This is a genomic window from Mucilaginibacter sp., assembly GCF_025359345.1.
In the GTDB taxonomy this organism is placed as follows: Bacteria; Bacteroidota; Bacteroidia; order Sphingobacteriales; family Sphingobacteriaceae; genus Mucilaginibacter.
Genome location: NZ_JANYGQ010000013.1, coordinates 1 through 19,521 on the forward strand (window position 1 = coordinate 1; position 19,521 = coordinate 19,521).

The window sequence follows — 19,521 nt, forward strand, 5'->3', positions numbered from 1 at the left end:
TGCTTACCGCTCATATTGCGGTTTGTCTGCAACTTATGACCACGTAGCTATTAAGCACAAAGACGGCAATTACATCACTTTAGGTGACGACCATACAAATACTATAGAGGGGTTTTGGTCATTGCTTAAACGCGGTATAATAGGCATCTATCACCAAGTAAGTCCAACCCATCTACACAGGTATTGCCATGAGTTCGGCTATCGCTACAATACCCGTATGATAACAGACCCTAACCGTTTTGTAAATACTTTCAAAAAAGCTGATAATATTCGTTTAACTTACAAACAATTAATAGCAAAATAATGGCAAAGGAAAAAGAGGAACAAATACCCAAACCTCGTGCTGAAAAGTACGAGGAAAAAGTAAAATTCGAGGGTAGCTTAGAGGATATGATTAAGATTGCCGTTAAACCTATTCATAAGAAAACTACTGCCAAGTAGATTATAGCAATTATACGGTGTTCCACCACTGTATAATAACCCTTATTGATTGAGTTTACCTACTCAAAGGTAAATAATTATGCTCAAAAAAACAATGCTTTATTTCGTGAAAAACCAGTATATGCCAATTAAACTGGCTATGAACCCTATGATAACAAAAACCCATTCTAAAACGGATTTTTTGGTTTTAGTGGTTTCGGTTTTGTTGTTTATTATTTGCTTGTCACGGCTCATATCCATGCTTAAATCAGATCCGTGAACATCGCCGCTTATATCATGCCCTATCCTTATGGAAATAGGTCTATTATCGCTATTTAAAAAGTTCTTCAATGACAGTCCGCTGTCATTAAATCGCCGCCCATTTGACGTTAGAACTCTATAATATGGTGTGCTTCCAATCTCTATTATTCCATCTTGGGTCAACTCTGATTTAGCCATATTCATTGTATCGCCAGAGCCATCTAATTGCTTCTCACCATTTTTAAGTTGATTTATAATGTTGATTTTCCAATCATATACGTTTAATGGTACCGGATTGAAAAAATATGCATTATGTATAAAATCCTTTCCGTTGCTGTTGGTTATTGCAGTTCCTATTGGGCCAGAGATAGACATCAAATCCTTTTTTAAAAGGTAATCTTTCATGTACAGTTCTTCTTCTGTACTTGATTTTGATATGGCAATAAAATCTTGTTTTAAGTATTTTACAATCAGGTCTTGAGTAACTTCCATTACATACGGTTTAGGATTAAAGATATACTATTTTTTTCTTTGTCCCATCTAATATATAGTTACCAAAAAAATAATTCCTGCGTCCGTTGCTGTTAAGCTGCCTGTCGTTCATATTGCCCCGCAGGTTATTAATATCCGTCAGCGCACTTTGACGGTCTTCGGCCGATAGTGATTTAATATTCTTACCATTGATTGTGGTGTCACCGTTTTCAATTCGTATCTCCATATCTTTCTGCGTTTTGTTTTGCGCAATCAATACAGGCGGCAGGGCAAGTATTGCCACTAAAGCCATCGAAAAAACAAATTCGAAGCCGGGTTTTTTTAAAAGATTTTTCATTGTTGGGGTATGTTTATTTAAGTTAATTAACTTTAATGAGGATTTAAATATTATTTAACCTGCATTAATGTTACAGAGGCAAGGGTAATTACCTATCAAAGGTAACAAACAACTATATTTCAAGGCGTTAAAAGAGGGTTATTATTTGTTAAATTTTGTTAAAAGCAAAATTGGTGAGTTTATTTAAAATATTTTTGTTTTTACAATGAAGAAAAGGAGTATCGCATTTATTATTGGCTTAATGAGCTTCGCGCTTTTGGGCGTAATAGTTATGCAACTTTATTTTCTGCGGCAATCGTACCAGTTACAGTCCGAATTGTTCGACCGTAACGTAAACGAGGCCCTCAATAATGTTGTAGCCAAAGTTACCCGGCACGATGCATTAAATTTCCTGAACGCCAGGGCCCGGCTTCGTCAAAAAGAACAAAATGCGCTGAAAAATAAGTATTTTAACGACAATGGCAATCTCGCCGACCTGGGCAAGGTAAACACAAAAAAGAAACTAACCAGCCGCGAAAAAAAACTTGCCATTTTACGCGATAGCCTTGGCAAACTGATACTCAGTAAAAAAATGGACGAGGAGTTCACCCGCCTTACCCAGGGAGGAAAGTTCGACCTTCAGTTCCGCTTTGAAGAGTTTACCGATGAGTTGGGCGTTACCCACCAGCGAATAACACCCGAATTTGTAAAGGTACCGTCAACCGGCCTTGTAAAAAGGAAACTGCATAAATATGATACCGTACGATACATCTACAGCGATCCGCAATTTGGCAAGCAGGTAATATCTGTACCCCATATTAATGCAGACTGGGCACGCGAGCAGGACAGGAAATTGAAGGAAAAGCAGCTGACTGAGGTAAGAAAACTCCTGGAGAATGACTCGTTGGAAAACACACCCCAGAATAATACAAAAACAACCGTAATTGCAAACCTGGCAGAAGAGTATGGCAAATATGGCGAACCTCTGAAATTTCGTCTCGACCCTTTTTGGATTGATACCTTACTTCGGTTCGAATTACACAACAAAGGGATTAACCTGCCGTTCAGCTACGAAGTTAGCCTCGCAAATAAAGATTCGCTTATTTTTTCGAAGGCCAACGATATATCCGGTGCCAAGCCATCGTTTGATGACGCGAATACTTACCAGACCCCCATATTCAGCAAGGACGTAATAAACGACCCTGGCTTGATAAAACTGGTGTTTCCGCAGCGGAATGTGCTTTTGGTAAACAAGATGACGGCTTCGCTGGCAACTACCGGTGGCCTTTTATTGGTGTTGGTGCTATGTTTCGGCTATACCATTTTCAGCATACTTAAACAAAAAAAGGTATCTGAAATGAAAACCGATTTTATCAACAACATGACCCACGAATTTAAAACCCCGGTATCAACTATAATGATTGCCAGCGAGGCTTTAAAGGACAATGAAATTGCGCAGGACAGAAGCCGGGTAGCACGCCTTGCAAATATTATTTACGAGGAAAATGAACGCCTGGGAAGCCATATTGAACGCGTTTTAAATATTGCCCGGATTGAGAAAAACGACTTTAAGTTGGAGAAAAAACCAATTGATGTTAATGAGATGATTGCTGTGGTGGTTGATAGCATGGAACTTAAGCTGCAAAAAGCCAACGCTGTTACACACCTGCAATTGGATGCCGAAAGTGCCGTTATAAGCGCTGATGAACTGCATTTTTCGAACGTGATATATAATCTGATAGACAACGCTATAAAGTACAGCGTGGACAGCCCCGACATTACCATAAGCACCCTCAATAAAAATGGGCAGGTAGTTATTAAAGTGGCCGATAAGGGCGTTGGCATGAGCCGCGACCAGCAAACAAAAATATTTGAGCAGTTTTATCGCATACCAACAGGCAACCTGCACGATGTTAAAGGTTTTGGCCTTGGCTTAAGCTACGTTAATACGGTGGTAAAACGTTTGAATGGCATTATCAGCGTTAAATCGGAAAAAGAAAAAGGTTCGGAATTTGAATTGAAATTCCACGCGGCGTAGGGTAATGTCCGAAAAGTCGGTAACGACCAGAAAAAAGTCCGGAAGAAGCTGCAACCGGCATTAAAGAGCAGTTATTAGTAACCTAAAAACAATCTTTCGGACTTTCGGTCTTCCCGGACTTTCCGACTAAAATAATCTTCGGACTTTTCGGACTTTACCGACTTTCCGGACTACATAACATGAAAAAAATACTACTTGTTGAGGATGACCCGAATTTAGGCCTGCTGTTGCAGGATTACCTGCAGTTAAAAGGCAAGTTTGATGTTGTTTTATGTAAAGACGGCGAAGAAGGTTTGCGAACTTTTACCAAACACACCTTCGACCTGCTGATACTTGATGTGATGATGCCCAAAAAGGATGGTTTTACGTTGGGCAAGGACATCCGGAAAATTAATGCCCATGTGCCTATAATTTTTGCTACTGCAAAAGGCATGATTGAAGACAAAACCATGGCCTTCAACTTAGGCGGCGACGACTACATCACCAAGCCCTTCCGTATTGAAGAATTGTTGCTGCGCATAAACGCATTACTAAAACGCACCAGCAATTCCGAAAAACATGAAGAGGAAAAACAAACCACCTTTAAGCTTGGCCGCTATACTTTTGACTACACTTCGCAACTAATATCCATTGGCGATACCCAGCAAAAACTATCCACCAAAGAAGCCGAGTTGTTGCGCCTCTTGTGCATCCGCAAAAACGAAGTACTTACCCGCGAAGAAGCATTGTTAAACATCTGGCACGACGACAACTATTTTAACGGCCGCAGTATGGATGTTTTTTTAAGTAAGATTAGGAAATATCTACGCGACGACCCATCGGTTGAGATAATTAACGTGCATGGGCGGGGGTATAAGTTACTGATAAATTAAAAGGTAGATACAAGAAATCAAGACACAAGAGTCAAGAAAAACGGTTCGTTAATCTTGGCTACATTGCTTTACTTTGGCGTCTTCCTCTGCGTTAATTTCAGCCTGGTTTCCCGCTCTAAAAGTTGTCCTGTCCAATCTGGGAGGGTTGTTTTCCGGATAATTATATGCTATGCTATTCAGATAATTTGCGATACGTAATCTTTCCTACCATGTTAATGATCTGGAATATTCAGCCTGCCTTTTAACGGCTTCGTCCGCAGTTTGTGCTTTAAACGCAGTCCGGTCCAAACAATACTCACTCATACGTCAAATATACTCCCAATTAATTACCACTTGTAACAACTTTGTTAACAGGCATTTTGAGTTTTGCAATTTTTAATAAATAAGTTTGTTTGCAACTGACAACATTATTAACTGAACAATTGGGGCACGCAAACAACGCGCGCCCCAATTGGAAAACTATTAACTCTGTATGAAAATAAATTTACTTTACACCTGCCTGCTTGTGGCAGCTACTGCGGGCACTGCATTTGCCCAGGACACGCCCGATCCGGCGATGGTTCAAAAAATCCGGGAAGAAGGCCTCAATCATTCAAAAGTGATGGATATTGCTTTCCATTTAACCGACGTTTCAGGTCCGCGTTTATCAGGGTCCCCCGGCTTAAAACGTGCGCAGGATTGGGCCGTAAATGAATTAAAAACCTGGGGCATGGCAAACGCCAAACGCGAAGCCTGGGGTAAATTCGGCAAAGGCTGGGAAGTGCAAAAAAACTATGTAGCCATGACAGTTCCGTACTATCATGCGCTGATAGCAATCCCCAAAGCATGGACGCCGAGTACAAATGGCCTTATTAAAGGCGATGTGGTTTTGGTAAAAGCCGACACCACTACCGACCTTGACAAATACAAAGGCACGCTGAAAGGTAAAATTGTAATATTTGACACCAAACCAGGTGTTGAGCGTACTTACAAAGCCGATGGAGTTCGGTATACCGACGAAGACCTTGACAAAATGGCCACTGCCAAACCACAGGCCCCTGGTCAGCGCCGCGGCGGACCAAATGCAAACGCTGCTGCGTTTCAAAAAGCTCGCGCAATGCGTGCCGCCATTAACACATTTTTAATGGACGAAAATGTTGGCTTAATTTTAACCCAGGCCCGCGGCGCCGATGGCACAGTATTCACCACCAACGGAGCATCATACGCCGATACAGCTAAGAAGGTATCGCCTGAACTTGAAACAAGCGGCGAAGATTTTCAGCGTATTTTACGACTGGTTAAGACCGGTATAAAAGTCAGCGTTGAGGCCGACATAAAAACCCAGTTTTTTACCGATGACTTGCAGGGCTATGACGTAGTTGGCGAAATACCAGGCACCGATCCTAAATTAAAAGAACAACTTGTTATGGTTGGCGGCCACCTCGACTCGTGGCATGCTGCAACCGGCGGTACTGATAACGCAGCCGGCAGCGCTGTGATGATGGAAGTGATGCGCATATTAAAAGCAGTTGAATTCAAACCACGCCGCACCATCCGCATAGCTTTGTGGAGCTCGGAAGAGCAGGGCTTATTCGGTTCGCGCGGGTATGTGCTTAACCATTTCGGCGATCCTAAAACTATGGAGCTAAAACCTGAGCAGGCAAAAGTTTCGGCTTACTATAACCTTGATAATGGCAGCGGTAAAATACGCGGTATTTATTTACAGGGCGATTCGGTAGCGGGGCCAATATTTAAGGCATGGCTGGCTCCGTTTAAAGATCTTGGCGCTACAACCGTTACCATCAGCAATACAGGCAGCACCGACCACGTTTCATTTGACGCGGTAGGCATCCCCGGCTTTCAGTTTATACAAGACGCTTTGGATTATGGCTCGCGTACACACCACAGCAACCAGGATACTTATGATAAGTTAAGCGAAGATGATTTAAAACAAGCAGCCACTATTGTAGCGTCTTTCGTCTACAATACCTCGCAGCGCGATGAAATGATTCCGCGCAAAGAGTTGCCAAAACCGCAGCCTGCCAGGAATTAATTTTAATACGAATTTTAAAGGGCCTGATGAAGTAACAATCTTCATCAGGCCCTTTTTTATGCCTTTATCCTGCTATCAAATACAAAAGGCTGTCGATTAAAAATCTTTATCTCCCCGAAATCTTTATGTTTCGGGTTCAGCAGGTAGTTTACTTCTTCGCTTACTATTGATGAGGGCACTTGCAATACCGCGGTATTATTTTCGCTTATCCATTTTTCTCCAATTCGCTGGGTAAGGCCTTTACCGCTGCGGTGAACCACATTTTCCAGACAAGCCAGTGAGCGCGATGATGCAGTATAAATCATTTCCACATCATTAGGATTCCAGCGTGCTGCCCGGCCTGATGCTATTAGCTTATCTGCGTATTTAGCAAGTATGATGCGGTATACCAGCATACCCTGTTTAGGCTAAATCACCAAACTCAATGCGGATGAGTTCTTCTTCGATGAGCTGTATGCCGGTAATGGTATCCATCAGGGTAAATGGCAACTGGTTACCAAGCCCATAGGCAGGCGTATGCAGCCATTGATGAAAGCTATCCTCAGTGCCAAAAACCTCGGCTCCTTTATCAAAAAGTGCGAATGATTTTAAAAGCTTTTCGCTAAGGGCGGCATCGAGCGTTAGCTCACGCGTTACGTGGTTTTGTATGGTTTTAACCGTAGTTTTAAATGTTTCCTGGAACTCATCCTGGGTAAAGCCCGAAAGTGACAGAAAATCAAGGGCCGCTTTAGCATTCAGCCCTTTTTTTGACTGGGCAAGCAAGTTGATATCATCAGTATAAGCATGCGGCCTTGTAATTACATAGGGTATTTCAAACTCGGCTACACTAAGGGTTTTGAGTGGCTCCGTTGGATACATTTTTGGCTTGTTGTTTTTTACTTTAGCTGCCATAATATTTGCTATCTACACAAATATAGAAATTTTTCCTAAATAAAAAGAAATTTTTCCAGTTTATTTAAATTTCTATTTTCTGATGTTGATATGGTATCTCAACAGACGGAAACCCTTTAGCTAAAATCTTTTGTCCAAAATGCTGTTGCACCTCGTATTCGCCATGTACAAGGAATATTTGTTTTACTTTTTCAGGGTCCTGGCAACTTATGAAATGGAGCAGATCTTCATAATCGCCGTGGGCGCTCATTGATTTTATAGCTTGTACTTCCGCCTTTACTTCGTATTTCTCGCCAAAAATAAATACCTCACGGTCGTGGCGTAAAAGATGGCCGCCGAGTGAATTTGGCTCACAGTAGCCCACCATTAAAATGGTATTTTTTTCGCTATTAATATTGTTTTTAATATGATGTTTCACCCGGCCGGCCTCGGCCATTCCCGATGATGAAATAATAACACATGGTGTTGGGTTGTCATTTAACGCCTTCGACTCTTCGGTTGATTGAATAAAACTCATCCCCTTAAATCCGAACGGGTTCGCATCGACCTTTAAAACATCGGTTACATCTTTATTATAAACCTCGGGATGGTCCATTAATACATGTGTAGCTTTTTCTGAAAGCGGGCTATCCACATAATAATGTAAATCGGGCAAAATACCTTTTAATTCAAGCGCATTTAAGGCATATAAAAGCTCTTGCGTGCGACCAACACTAAAAGCGGGGATTATGAGCTTCCCTTTCTTTACCTCACAGGTATACTTAATAACTTCAAGCAATGCATCTTCAATTGCGCCAACATCTTTGTGTAGGGAGTCGCCATAGGTTGATTCAAGTAAAATATAGTCGGCCTGCCTGAACGGTTGCGGGCTTTTCAACAACATGTCACCGTAGCGGCCAACATCGCCGCTAAAAGTAATATTTGTTTGTTTTCCGTTCTCGTTTACAGTTAAATGTACCGCGGCACTGCCTACCAAGTGCCCCGCATCAGTAAAGCTGAATTTTACTGAAGGTGTAATTTCATATTCTTCGCCATACTCAACTATCTTAAACAGCCGCAACGATTCCATAGCCTGTTCTTCGCTGTACAATGCATTGAGAAGCGGGAGGCCATTTTTTTTCCTGTGTTTGTTACTGTATTCAGTATCCTGTTCTTGTATTCTCGCCGAATCCATCATCAGTATCTTGGCCAAATCCATCGTAGGCGGGGTACAAAATATTTGCCCGTTAAAGCCTTCGGCAACCAGACGCGGAATAAGGCCGCAATGATCGATATGCGCGTGCGACAATATCAAATAATCAACTTTCACAGGGTTAAACCCAAAATGCTCATTGAGATCTTCAGTGTGGTCTCCCATTCCCTGGAACATGCCGCAATCTAATAAAATGGATGTTCCATCATCTAACCGGAGTAAGTGTTTGCTGCCTGTTACTGTGCGGGCAGCACCATGAAAGGTTATGTTCATTTAGTGTATAATATGCTTTAGGTATATCGCGAATAAATTTTCAATAAAACTTGCGAAACTAATATTTTAGTTGCAATTTAGTTATTCGCAATAATTATTTAAGGTAATAATATTAATCACATTATTGTTTTATCCTTTAGGTTAAAATACTATTCAACAACCGGATAAATTAAACCCGGTATATTTTTAGGCGAAAATTACGCCAGGTTAAGCAGATTAAATAAAAAGTGTATGGAAATTAAAGAATTAACACGGGCCGAGGAGCAGATAATGCAGGTGTTGTGGCAATTGCAAAAAGGATTTGTAAAAGATGTGATTGATGTACTGCCCGAACCCAAACCGGCGTACAACACGGTATCAACCATTATAAGGATTTTGGAAGCCAAAGGATTTGTAGGCCACAATGCATTCGGTAAAAGTCATGAATATCACCCCGTAATCAGCAAAGACCAGTACCAGAATTTTGCCACCGACAAGCTCATGAACGGTTACTTCGATAATTCGGTGAAGCGCATGTTTTCGTACTTCGTGAAAAAGGAGAAGATCGACCTTAAGGAAGCTGATGAGATTATGAAACTAATTGAAAAACTTAAAGAAAAGTAACCATGACGGGGTGGAACTATTTACTGCTGGTAAACATTTACCTGGTATTGTTTTACGGATTTTATGTTTTGCTGCTGCGAAAGGAAACCTTTTTTCAGCTTAACAGGATTTACCTGGTATCGGCATCGCTGCTTTCGTTTTTCATCCCCATGATACAATCAAACTGGGTAAAAAACCTGTTTATAACTAAAGAAGTTCAGCTTACTATATACAACAGCCCATTAATAGTTTACCAATTTAAAGCTACGCAGCATTCACAGGTAAATATCGGGCAGGTGCTCGCAATTGTTTACCTGGCCGGGATGGCAGTTTTAATTGGCCGGTTTATCTGGCAAATGGTTATATTGAATAAAATCATAAACCAGCCTGAAGCAGCGGTGCCATTTTCTTTCTTCAAAAAAATAAAGCTGGGGCCAAAGCACGAACACAACCATATAATAGCAGCCCACGAACATGTGCACGCTCGCCAATGGCATAGTGCCGATGTTTTATTAATTGAAGCTGTAATGATAATAAATTGGTTTAACCCGGTTGTTTATCTTTATCGTTTTGCCATAAAGCACATACACGAATATATTGCCGACAGGCAGGCCCTGAAAGCCGGCACCAATAAAAGTGACTATGCCTTATTGCTACTGAGCCAAACTTTTGATACCCCCGCACATCAGTTTGTTAACCCGTTTTATAACCACAGCTTATTAAAGCAACGCATTAAAATGTTGCAAAAAAACAAGTCGCACAGTATGGCGCTTGTTAAATATGGCTTGTCAGTTCCTCTGTTTATTTTGATGCTTGTTTTATCATCGGCAACAGTAACCAATAGCGAAACAGTTGATTTTGTAAACAAAAAGGTTGAGCAGGTTTTGCTGGCCCCTGCTACACTGCCCGACATCAGGCTCGATAGCACCACAATGGTTCATGAGCCGGTTGGGCAAACCAAAGCCCAGGCTGAAAAAACAAGCGATTCTATTGCAGAAACACCACCTAAAGTTGAACGGGTGGCAGCCAGGGAAGCTAATACTAACCCTATTTTCACATCGGTTGAACAGGTTCCCCAGTTCCAGGGGGGCATGGAAGGATTTTCGATGTTCCTGGCCAGAAACACCAGGTACCCGGCCAACATGCGCGAAAATGGCATACAAGGCAGGGTCATAATAAGCTTTGTGGTTGAAACAGATGGTTCATTGTCCGACGTTCATGTTACCCGAGGCGTCGCCGACGAGCTGGATAGAGAGGCTTTGAGGGTTATTTCTTCGTCGCCAAAGTGGAAACCGGGGGTGCAAAATGGTCGCCTCGTACGGGTAGCTTATTCTGTACCGATTAATTTTGCGCTTTCAACCGATGACGATGAGCCGGTGATTCGCAACACGTCATCAAATGAAAACGGCGCCATCAACAAACCGGACACTATAAAAAAACTCTCCGATTTAGGCATCGCCTTTATGGCCGGTAACCCAATTTATGTTGTGAACGGTAAAGAAGTGAATGATATTAAAAATTTAAACCCCAACAATATTGAAAGCGTTAGCGTACTAAAGGAGGGAACCGGTTTAGCCTTATACGGAAAAAGAGGTCGTGGAGGCGTAATTATGGTTAAAACAAAGCAAGCCGCTTTTAAGGCGCCGTCATTTTTAACGCCATCTAAAGAAACTGAAACAAAACATTAATCTCTAAGATATTAACCTAAAGCTTGTTCTGGCAGCCGGGCGTTCCCGGTTGCCATTTTTTATTGCTTTGTTTTGTTTAAGCCTATTTTTTATATTTATATCAAAAAATCTTTCACAATGAACTGGAAACTTATATTTCAACTGTCGCTTTTTGGGTTGATAATGGCCTTCGGCACTGTATCATTAATACCCCAGGATGTTGAACCTGTATTTTGGGTGGTTATATTTATTTTTTGTTCCGCTGTAATTGCGCGGGTTTGCGCAGCCAAGTATTTTTTATATGGATTTTTTACCGGGCTGGTTAACTGCGTGTGGATAACGGTTGTGCATGTCCTTTTTTACGCAAAATACATTACAGGCCATAAACAAATGGATGTTATGGCGGGCAAAATGCCTGAATCGTTTGCAGCACATCCCCGTGTGGCAATGGCAATTGCCGGCCTGGGTTTAGGCATCACATCGGCAATAGTGTTCGGCCTGATTGCCTTTATAGCCTCAAAAATTGTAAAAAAGAGGCAATAACAGCAGTTCATAGTAAAATTTGCAGTATTGCACAAGAATTATAAGGAAATAGGTTTCAGATAAATTCAAAATTTATACCTTTGGCATCAATTACAGCAATTGAGTGGCTGTAAAATAAAAAACTCAAATCGTATAAAATAAAAAATATGAAACCGTTTATTTCAACAGCAGTTTATGGCGTTTTAAATTATATAATTGCGCTTACACTTATTGCTTCGCCCTGGTTATTTGATTTGCGCAGTATTTCGAGCGCAGCATTCTTTTTACCTATATACATCGGGTGGTTGCAATTGATAATGGCCATATTTACCAATAACGAAACCGGTTTTATCAAACAATTCCCGGTGCGCATACACTATACGCTCGATGTGGTGATGGGCTTTATATTATTGATGTCGCCGTTTATTTATGGCTTCGCTTTTGATTCAGTTCGCGCAGCCGGTGTGTTTAAAGGCGTGTTTTTACCGGAAGTATTATTAGGTGGCCTTTTATTCATTATGGGCTTGTTCACCAAAAAATCACCCTTTACATTAGGATTACCAAAAACACATGCTGAAGGATTAATCGGCTCGACAGATTCGATATAATTATAACGGGGAACCGTAAAAATATAAAAAGGCGCATAATCACTTATGCGCCTTTTGCTTTAAATACAATTTCAGCCGGGCAAAAAAAACTTAATTTCCCAAACCCTTTTCGGGAACCCAAACCTGGCTTTTGATGAGCCATTTGCCATTTATCTGCCGCAGTACCATTCCGAAGGCCCCTCTCGCAGTAAAACGTGCATGCCCCGGCAACTCTCCGCTGTAGGATACCGGCACAATTACATAAACATTATCATCTGTTTGCTGGTAAACGGTCACCTGGTCAATCACACCTTTAAATTTTGAAATGTGGTTATCCTTTACTGCCTTCTCAACGGCATTTACCCATTGTATGCCTGCCGTAGGACCATTCCAGGAATAGGGTGGCTCATCGTCGGCAACAACAGCATTCGGCGTATATAAATTGGCAACAGCCTGGTCATTAAAATTATTAGCTGCATAAATAGCTATACGTACAACTTCCATTACATCGGCATGGGGGATAGTATCAGCTTTGGGAAAGCGTATTTTTCCCGTAGTAATTTTTTTAAGGGGCAATTTAGTATAACCTTGAGATGCGGAGCAGTTTAATGCAACCAGGCCAAAAACGGAAACAAGCAGTATCCTTTTTATCATGATATTTAAATTGACGCTACCCTGTCTTTAATTCACAGGATAAACCAGCAGGAAGTTAATAGTTATTAGTTCCCGAATATAAAAAAAGGATTTGATGGATAAAAACATAAAATAAAGCAGCCCGCAGGTACCACAATTGTTTGGCGGTTTATACCTTTGCGCTATGGAAACTATCACCTGGCACGACTTTGAAAAAGTAGAACTACATGCCGGTACAATTTTAGAAGTAGCCGATTTTCCTGAAGCCCACAAACCGGCCTATAAAATCAAGGTTGATTTCGGCCCGTTTGGCGTGAAATGGTCGAGCGCACAAATCACTATGCATTACACAAAAGAGGAGCTGCCTGGACGGCAGGTAGTAGGCATAATTAACTTTCCCAAAAAACAAATAGCGAACTTTATGTCGGAGTTTTTGGTTACAGGCTTTGCCGACGAAAACGGCGACATAGTTTTGGCTGCAATTGATAAGCCCGTACCAAACGGCAGTAAACTTATATAAATGAGGTATATTAATTTCGGCGACGAGCCAACCATATCGCCCGACGACTTTTTTATGGGCGAGGCTTTAAAAGAGGCCCAGGCTGCGCTTGCCGCCGACGAGATACCCATAGGCGCCGTTGTAGTTTGGAACGGCCGCATAATTGGCCGCGGCCATAACCTAACCGAGCGGCTGAACGATGTGTCGGCCCACGCCGAAATGCAGGCATTAACTGCCGCCGCCAATTCAACCGGTGGCAAGTATTTACGCGATTGCACCTTGTATGTAACCATGGAGCCTTGCGTAATGTGCGCAGGCGCCTGCTATTGGTTCCAGCTTAGCCGCGTGGTTTTTGGAGCTTATGATGTTAAACTGGGCTTTGGCCGCTTAAACCAAAAAATAACACATCCCAAAACCATTATCACCGGAGGGATTCGTGAAAATGAATGCGCCGAGTTGGTGCGGGGATTTTTTAAATCGAAAAGGAAATAGTCCATAGTCCATAGTCGATGGTCCATAGGCCATAGCAAATTTTCGGACTGCTAAAACATAAGTTCTCCGGCTATGGACTATCGTCTATGGTCCATGGACTAAAAAACAAATGACATTTATAAGAACAAATATCACTTTGAACGCTTTATATTTGTTACATACTATCGTTAAACTTTAAACTAATTCATTATGGCTTTTACACTACCGGCGTTGTCTTACGCTACCGATGCCCTTGAACCGCACATTGATAAGCTGACCATGGAAATTCACCATGGCAAACATCACCAGGCTTATGTAACTAACTTAAACAAAGCCCTTGAAGGCAAGCCTGAAGCTGATGGCAACATTGATGACATTATAAAAAACATTTCGAAATTTCCGCCTGCTGTGCGCAATAACGGCGGTGGTCACTACAACCACAGCTTGTTCTGGACATTGCTTTCGCCAAGCGGCGGTGGTGAGCCTACAGGCGCTTTGGCTGCTGCAATTACCAGCACCTTCGGTTCGTTTGCTGATTTCAAGACCAAAGTACAGGAAGCTGGTGCAACCCGTTTCGGCTCAGGCTGGGCATGGCTTATCGTTACGGCTGATAAAAAATTAGCGGTAACATCAACCCCTAACCAGGACAACCCATTAATGGATATTGCCGAGGTAAAAGGCACTCCAATTTTAGGTATCGACGTTTGGGAACATGCTTACTACTTAAAATACCAAAATCGCCGCCCCGATTATTTAGCGGCAATATGGAACGTTATTAACTGGAACCACGTAGCTGAACTTTACAGCAAAGCGTAGGTTCAAGATCACATCCTTCACTCGTCATTGCGAGGAACGAAGCAAACTCTGCGTAGGACAATCAATTTACCTGATGTTTGTGTTATACGAAATGCCGCGCGCTTTTTGGCCAACACAAGCTTCATTGGTTCATGATTTGCATGTGAAGAGGTTGCTTCGTTCCTCGCAATGACGCTTTTATATAATCCCATCTATGAAAGCAATAGTTCTCGAAGCAGCAGACAAGGCAGTTATCTATAAAGAAGTTGATAAGCCAACCCTTGCACCCGGCGAGGCGCTGGTACAAATAAAGGCCGCGGCATTAAACCGCCGCGATTACTGGATAACCATCGGTAAATACGCAGGGATTAAGTACCCAACCATATTAGGTTCTGACGGAGCAGGTATTGTTGCCGAAGTTGGCGGCGATGCTGATAAGCATTTAATCGGCCAGGAAGTAATTATCAACCCGGGCTATGGCTGGGGCGACGACCCAAACTTTCAATCAGATAATTTTAGAATCCTCGGCCTGCCTGACGATGGCACACTGGCTGAATATGTAAAAGTGCAGGCAAAATATCTTCATGCCAAACCGTCCCATTTAACCTGGGAGCAGGCTGCAGCATTACCGTTGGCCGGAGTAACCGTTTACAGGGGATTGTTTACCAAGGGCAAGCTGCAAAAAGGGCAAAAGGTATTGATTACCGGTGTAGGTGGCGGCACGGGTACTACGGCTTTACAATTTGCGCATGCAGCGGGTTGCCAGGTTTTTGTAACATCGGGTTCGGGTGAAAAAATTGAACGTGCTAAACAGTTGGGCGCTGCAGCCGGCGTAAACTACAAGGCTCAGGACTGGGCTGAACAACTGCAACTACTTTCAGGCGGATTTGATGTGATAATTGACAGCGCCCTGGGCGATGGCTTTGCCAAACTACCGGATTTGTGCAGGCCCGGCGGCCGCATCGTTGTTTTTGGTGGCACCGCAGGTAATTTTCCGCCATTAAATGGCCGCAAAATATTTTGGCGCCAATTGCAAATAATCGGCACCATGATGGGTAACGAGGATGATTTTAAAGCAATGGTCGATTTTGTAAATAAGCATAAAATTATACCTGCTGTTGACGAAATCTATCCGCTAAGCAACGCGGCCGAAGCGATAGCCAAAATGGAAAAATCGACCCAGTTTGGTAAAATAGTGATAACTGTTTAATAGCTATGCTTCAGTTAAAAGTTGAAGCCGTAAAATGGGAATTGCAGGATACGGCCACCTTCTTTTTGAGGGAAGTATCCGGTAGTAAAATCCATTACAAAGCCGGGCAGTTTATAACATTGGTGTTTACCCATCACGCCGACGAGATACGGCGATCCTATTCTTTAAGCTCGTCGCCAGATGATGAATTGCTTTCTATTACCGTAAAACGCATAGCCAATGGCGAGATATCGCGCTTTATGCTGACCAAAATAAAGCCGGGCGATATACTAAATGCTGTTGAACCAGCAGGCCGGTTTGTGATAAGTATTTTTAATGAAGAGAAAGATATCTTTCTTTTTGCCGCGGGCAGCGGCATTGTGCCAATATTCTCTCAATTAAAATATGTGCTGCCCCGGTCTGGTAAAAGCAGGCTTACGCTTATTTACAGTAACATTAACCGGCAATCAATCCTCTTTAACACAGAGCTTGAATTGCTGGCAAACCTGTACGCGGACAGGTTCAGGATAATCCACCAATTAAGCAGCGATGCAAACAGGCTGAATAACCAGGTAGTTGAGCGACTGGTGCGCGGTGAAATTAAGAATCAACCATCGCAGGCAGAAATCTACATCTGCGGGCCATTTGCCTATATGCGGATGATCAGGTTAACACTGCTTTATATGGGTTTTGAAACCAGCCAAATCCGTAAGGAAAACTTTGTACTTGAAACTATCCCGGTTTCGGCAACTTCAATAAACTATCCGCCACGCAACATCAAAATTTACTTTAAAAATGAAATGCACGACCTGCTAGTAGGCGAAAACCAATCCATATTACAGGCTGCGTTGCAAAACAACATCCCACTCCCCTATAGTTGCCGCGTTGGCGATTGCTCAACCTGCGCCGCCAAATGCAAAACCGGAAAAGTTGAAATGGCAAAAAACGACGTACTCACCGATGCTGACCTCGCCGGTGGCTGGATATTAACCTGCAACGGGCATCCACTTAGTGACGATGTGATTATAGAATTTCAATCTGACACCCAAATGCTACGCTGCGAAAACTAATCTCTAATCAACTAACCTCTAACCTCCAACACTTGTTTCTTTCCCTATAACTCCCTAAGTTTGCGCCTCAATTATATTTTTATGTCAAAAGCATCCGAAATAAAAAATGGCAACATACTCCGTTTTAACGGCGAGTTGCTGCAGGTTGAAGAATTTTTGCACCGTACACCCGGTAACTTACGTGCATTTTACCAGGCACGTATGCGCAACGTAAAATCAGGAAAGTTGGTTGAATATCGTTTCCGTACGGATGAGGATGTAACCATCGCGCGTGTTGAAACCAACAATTACCAATACTTATACGAAGACGGCGACCAGCTGGTGATAATGGATAACTCCACTTACGACCAGCACAACGTGCCCAAAGCCTTGTTTGGCCCGGCTGTTAAATTCCTGAAAGAAGGAATGAATGTAATTGTAGCTTTTGAAAGCGAAGAACCAATTATGGGTTCAGTACCAACCTCAGCCGAGCTTGAAGTAACTTATACCGAACCAGCTGTAAAAGGCGATACCTCAACCGGGGCACTTAAAAACGCAACCCTTGAAACCGGGGCTGAAATAAAGGTGCCGTTGTTTATTAATATTGGCGACAAGGTGAGGGTTGATACTACAACGGGTTCTTATGTCGAAAGAGTGAAAGCGTAGAGCCCTCTAGCCCCCTAAAGGGGGAACTTTTGGTTAAGATATTCGAGCCTCCAAATTTGGGGGCTTTATTTTTTTGGTAATGTTTTTAGTCGCCACCCGGAAAATGGCTTTACTGTTGCGCAGGTAGGCGCGCCATTTTTTGCTGTGCCCTGCACGTACGTTTCGAGGCCTGCATTAGCTTGGTCAATCATGTCCCAGGTAATGCCTCTTAAAGGTATTTTAAGCCGCCAGCCAGAATGTAATTGCTGCCCGGCATAAGTGCCAATATTTACATATAGAAATTTTTCCGGAGGTGCACCCTGCACAAACGGACCGCCAAAGCCGGGCGCACTTTCTTTTTGCTTGTCGCCTTTTACATCTATAACCCAGTCAAAATGTAAATCCTGCCCGGTTGAATGTTGGATTTGCTCAATTTCAAATTTACCACCGTGGCCTTTCTGCAAGCCATAAACCAGGCCGACCGGCGGAGTTTGGATGGTGATGTGGAGCGCAAGTGTCATAGTGTTAAAAAGCCAAAGTTATGCATCTAAAATTGCAACTCCAATAACACCGGACAGTGATCCGAATGCCTTGCTTCGGGCAATATAGCCGCCCGTTTAATATTCTCTTCGAGTGCCCGGGTTGCCATATTATAATCGATACGCCAGCCTAAGTTTTTTGCACGCGAGTTAGCGCGGAAGCTCCACCAAGTATAATTATGCGGTTCTTTATTTAAGTGCCGGAATGTATCGATATAACCCGACTCCAAAAAGTTCTCCATCCATTCCCGCTCTTCGGGTAAAAAACCGGACGAGTTAGCGTTTGATTTTGGGTTGTGGATATCAATCGGCCGGTGACAAATATTATAATCGCCCGACACAACCAGCTTTGGACATTGCGATTGCAGCAGTTCAAGATAGCGGCCAAACTCATCTAAAAAACGGTATTTAAAAGCCTGCCTGTCGTCGCCGCTTGAGCCAGACGGAAAATAAACACTCATTACCGAAACATCATCAAAATCAACTCGGATGTTGCGGCCCTCGCGGTCGTAATCGCTGATGCCGCAGCCATATTCAACATGCTTTGGTGTTTGCTTGGTAAAGATGGCGGTACCGCTGTAGCCCTTCTTTTCGGCAGGATACCAGTAATGTTCATAGCCTAAATCTTCAACTAATTTCAGGTCGGTTAATACGTTTGGAGTAGCTTTGATTTCCTGAAGGCAAACCACATCGGCATCGGTAGCCTGCAACCATGCCAGCCAGTTTTTGTTGATTGCCGAGCGGATGCCGTTAACGTTATAAGTGATTATCTTCATTTCGGAATTCGGATTTTCGATTTCGGATTTTAATTAGGACGGTTAATTAGCGGGTTCCAGTCCCAAAAGCCTATCCAATTGTTCACATTCTTTTTTGCTCAACAACTCCATCGTCATGGGCACATCTTTGTCCGGCCGGTCGCGTTGATCTTTTTTAACGGCTGCAATCAGGTCAACGATATCAATCCCGGTTACAACTTCGCCATAGACCGTGTAATTGTGGTCGAGCTGAGGGGTACCGCCAACGGTTTTGTAAATTTCGCGCTGCCAGGCGGGTATTTTAAAACCTTTTAAGCGGGTTGTTTCAAGCGTGTCCATTTTGCCATCGGTGTAACGTTTGCCCTCTACAATATAAAACTGGCACCCACTCGACGCCTTAGCCGGGTTGTCATCCCGCGCAGCAGCCAGCACACCTCTTTTATGAAAAAGACTGTCCCTAAACTCAGCCGGAACGGTATAACCAACATCGCCATTGCCTAACTCAACACCGGGCTTTGCTTTTGTGGTATCTTTCGAATCCGGATCGCCGCCCTGTATCATAAAGTTTTGTATCACCCTGTGGAATAAAGTGCCGTTATAAAAACCCTGCTTTACCAGTTTTATAAAATTATCGCGGTGTTTGGGGGTTTCGTTATACAGGCGGATGATGCAATCGCCATAACTTGTGTGGATACGTACATACTGGTTTTTAGGGCCTTTAGCAAAAGCAGTGGTAATGGCCAATAAGATGAGGGCTGTAGTAAAAAGTTTTTTCATATCTATATATAAAATTATTGCAGC

At 42.8% G+C, this 19,521-nt stretch carries 24 protein-coding genes; 15 read left to right on the top strand and 9 right to left on the bottom strand.

Annotated features, from left to right (window positions below; genetic code table 11):
* Positions 1–304 (top strand): transposase (locus Q0R52_RS06710; RefSeq protein ID WP_295793302.1); only part of this gene is annotated, 304 nt, incomplete at its 5' end.
* On the top strand, positions 304–441 hold the full coding sequence (locus Q0R52_RS06715; protein WP_295793304.1) for a hypothetical protein: 138 nt from the start codon (positions 304–306) through the stop codon (positions 439–441). The genes Q0R52_RS06710 and Q0R52_RS06715, both read left to right, overlap by 1 nt.
* A 99-nt stretch (positions 442–540) precedes the next feature.
* Here the strand turns inward: Q0R52_RS06715 and Q0R52_RS06720 are convergent, their stop codons facing one another.
* Positions 541–1,173, bottom strand: a complete 633-nt coding sequence (locus Q0R52_RS06720) for a hypothetical protein (RefSeq protein WP_295793306.1) — start codon at positions 1,171–1,173, stop codon at positions 541–543.
* A 16-nt stretch (positions 1,174–1,189) separates the two neighbouring features.
* Positions 1,190–1,510: a hypothetical protein gene (locus tag Q0R52_RS06725; RefSeq protein WP_295793307.1), complete on the bottom strand. Its 321-nt coding sequence runs from the start codon at positions 1,508–1,510 to the stop codon at positions 1,190–1,192.
* 205 nt (positions 1,511–1,715) lie between these two features.
* On the opposite strand from Q0R52_RS06725, the gene Q0R52_RS06730 reads away from it, so the two are divergent.
* From Q0R52_RS06730 to Q0R52_RS06740, 3 genes are all read left to right on the top strand, one after another.
* Positions 1,716–3,527, top strand: a complete 1,812-nt coding sequence (locus tag Q0R52_RS06730; protein ID WP_295793309.1) for a HAMP domain-containing sensor histidine kinase — start codon at positions 1,716–1,718, stop codon at positions 3,525–3,527.
* Between the two features lie 179 nt (positions 3,528–3,706).
* Positions 3,707–4,399, top strand: coding sequence for a response regulator transcription factor (locus Q0R52_RS06735; protein ID WP_295793310.1), 693 nt, complete (start codon positions 3,707–3,709; stop codon positions 4,397–4,399).
* Positions 4,400–4,871: 472 nt separating this feature from the next.
* Positions 4,872–6,431, top strand: coding sequence for a M20/M25/M40 family metallo-hydrolase (locus Q0R52_RS06740; protein WP_295793312.1), 1,560 nt, complete (start codon positions 4,872–4,874; stop codon positions 6,429–6,431).
* A gap of 56 nt (positions 6,432–6,487) precedes the next feature.
* Here the strand turns inward: Q0R52_RS06740 and Q0R52_RS06745 are convergent, their stop codons facing one another.
* From Q0R52_RS06745 to Q0R52_RS06755, 3 genes are all read right to left on the bottom strand, one after another.
* Positions 6,488–6,826: an RES family NAD+ phosphorylase gene (locus tag Q0R52_RS06745; RefSeq protein WP_295793314.1), complete on the bottom strand. Its 339-nt coding sequence runs from the start codon at positions 6,824–6,826 to the stop codon at positions 6,488–6,490.
* Positions 6,827–6,833: 7 nt separating this feature from the next.
* Entirely contained in the window at positions 6,834–7,322 is a 489-nt protein-coding gene (locus Q0R52_RS06750) for an MbcA/ParS/Xre antitoxin family protein (RefSeq protein ID WP_295793316.1), read from the bottom strand.
* Positions 7,323–7,386: 64 nt separating this feature from the next.
* Positions 7,387–8,787: an MBL fold metallo-hydrolase gene (locus Q0R52_RS06755; protein WP_295793317.1), complete on the bottom strand. Its 1,401-nt coding sequence runs from the start codon at positions 8,785–8,787 to the stop codon at positions 7,387–7,389.
* Positions 8,788–9,018: 231 nt separating this feature from the next.
* Here Q0R52_RS06755 and Q0R52_RS06760 point away from each other — a divergent pair, with 231 nt between their 5' ends.
* The 4 genes from Q0R52_RS06760 (at position 9,019) to Q0R52_RS06775 (ending at position 12,166) form a co-directional block, all read left to right on the top strand.
* Complete coding sequence (locus Q0R52_RS06760; RefSeq protein WP_252790089.1) at positions 9,019–9,390, top strand: BlaI/MecI/CopY family transcriptional regulator; 372 nt, start codon at positions 9,019–9,021, stop codon at positions 9,388–9,390.
* Between the two features lie 2 nt (positions 9,391–9,392).
* A complete protein-coding gene (locus Q0R52_RS06765; RefSeq protein ID WP_295793319.1) occupies positions 9,393–11,057 on the top strand; it encodes a M56 family metallopeptidase in 1,665 nt (554 codons plus the stop codon).
* A gap of 117 nt (positions 11,058–11,174) precedes the next feature.
* A complete protein-coding gene (locus Q0R52_RS06770; protein WP_295793321.1) occupies positions 11,175–11,579 on the top strand; it encodes a hypothetical protein in 405 nt (134 codons plus the stop codon).
* A 146-nt stretch (positions 11,580–11,725) separates the two neighbouring features.
* On the top strand, positions 11,726–12,166 hold the full coding sequence (locus Q0R52_RS06775; protein ID WP_295793323.1) for a hypothetical protein: 441 nt from the start codon (positions 11,726–11,728) through the stop codon (positions 12,164–12,166).
* 90 nt (positions 12,167–12,256) lie between these two features.
* Here the strand turns inward: Q0R52_RS06775 and Q0R52_RS06780 are convergent, their stop codons facing one another.
* On the bottom strand, positions 12,257–12,799 hold the full coding sequence (locus Q0R52_RS06780) for a hypothetical protein (protein WP_295793324.1): 543 nt from the start codon (positions 12,797–12,799) through the stop codon (positions 12,257–12,259).
* Positions 12,800–12,962: 163 nt separating this feature from the next.
* Between Q0R52_RS06780 and Q0R52_RS06785 the strand changes: the two genes are divergently transcribed.
* From Q0R52_RS06785 to efp, 6 genes are all read left to right on the top strand, one after another.
* Positions 12,963–13,298, top strand: a complete 336-nt coding sequence (locus Q0R52_RS06785) for a tRNA-binding protein (protein ID WP_295793326.1) — start codon at positions 12,963–12,965, stop codon at positions 13,296–13,298.
* Entirely contained in the window at positions 13,299–13,769 is a 471-nt protein-coding gene (locus tag Q0R52_RS06790) for a nucleoside deaminase (RefSeq protein WP_295793327.1), read from the top strand. It abuts the gene before it with no gap.
* Between the two features lie 189 nt (positions 13,770–13,958).
* Positions 13,959–14,564 carry a superoxide dismutase gene (locus Q0R52_RS06795; protein WP_295793328.1) on the top strand — a complete coding sequence of 202 codons (606 nt, stop codon included), beginning with the start codon at positions 13,959–13,961 and terminating at the stop codon, positions 14,562–14,564.
* Between the two features lie 193 nt (positions 14,565–14,757).
* Positions 14,758–15,753: a zinc-binding dehydrogenase gene (locus Q0R52_RS06800; protein ID WP_295793329.1), complete on the top strand. Its 996-nt coding sequence runs from the start codon at positions 14,758–14,760 to the stop codon at positions 15,751–15,753.
* A 5-nt stretch (positions 15,754–15,758) separates the two neighbouring features.
* Positions 15,759–16,802, top strand: a complete 1,044-nt coding sequence (locus Q0R52_RS06805) for a ferredoxin--NADP reductase (RefSeq protein ID WP_295793330.1) — start codon at positions 15,759–15,761, stop codon at positions 16,800–16,802.
* Positions 16,803–16,883: 81 nt separating this feature from the next.
* Positions 16,884–17,447 carry an elongation factor P gene (gene efp / locus Q0R52_RS06810; RefSeq protein WP_252790100.1) on the top strand — a complete coding sequence of 188 codons (564 nt, stop codon included), beginning with the start codon at positions 16,884–16,886 and terminating at the stop codon, positions 17,445–17,447.
* 65 nt (positions 17,448–17,512) lie between these two features.
* Here efp and Q0R52_RS06815 read toward each other — a convergent pair whose 3' ends face one another.
* From Q0R52_RS06815 to Q0R52_RS06825, 3 genes are read right to left on the bottom strand one after another with little or no spacing between them, the layout of a single operon-like run.
* Positions 17,513–17,947, bottom strand: coding sequence for a DUF5990 family protein (locus tag Q0R52_RS06815; RefSeq protein ID WP_295793332.1), 435 nt, complete (start codon positions 17,945–17,947; stop codon positions 17,513–17,515).
* Positions 17,948–17,973: 26 nt separating this feature from the next.
* Positions 17,974–18,741, bottom strand: a complete 768-nt coding sequence (locus tag Q0R52_RS06820; RefSeq protein WP_295793333.1) for an exodeoxyribonuclease III — start codon at positions 18,739–18,741, stop codon at positions 17,974–17,976.
* 42 nt (positions 18,742–18,783) lie between these two features.
* Complete coding sequence (locus tag Q0R52_RS06825; RefSeq protein WP_295793336.1) at positions 18,784–19,497, bottom strand: peptidylprolyl isomerase; 714 nt, start codon at positions 19,495–19,497, stop codon at positions 18,784–18,786.
* Between the last annotated feature and the right edge of the window lie 24 nt (positions 19,498–19,521).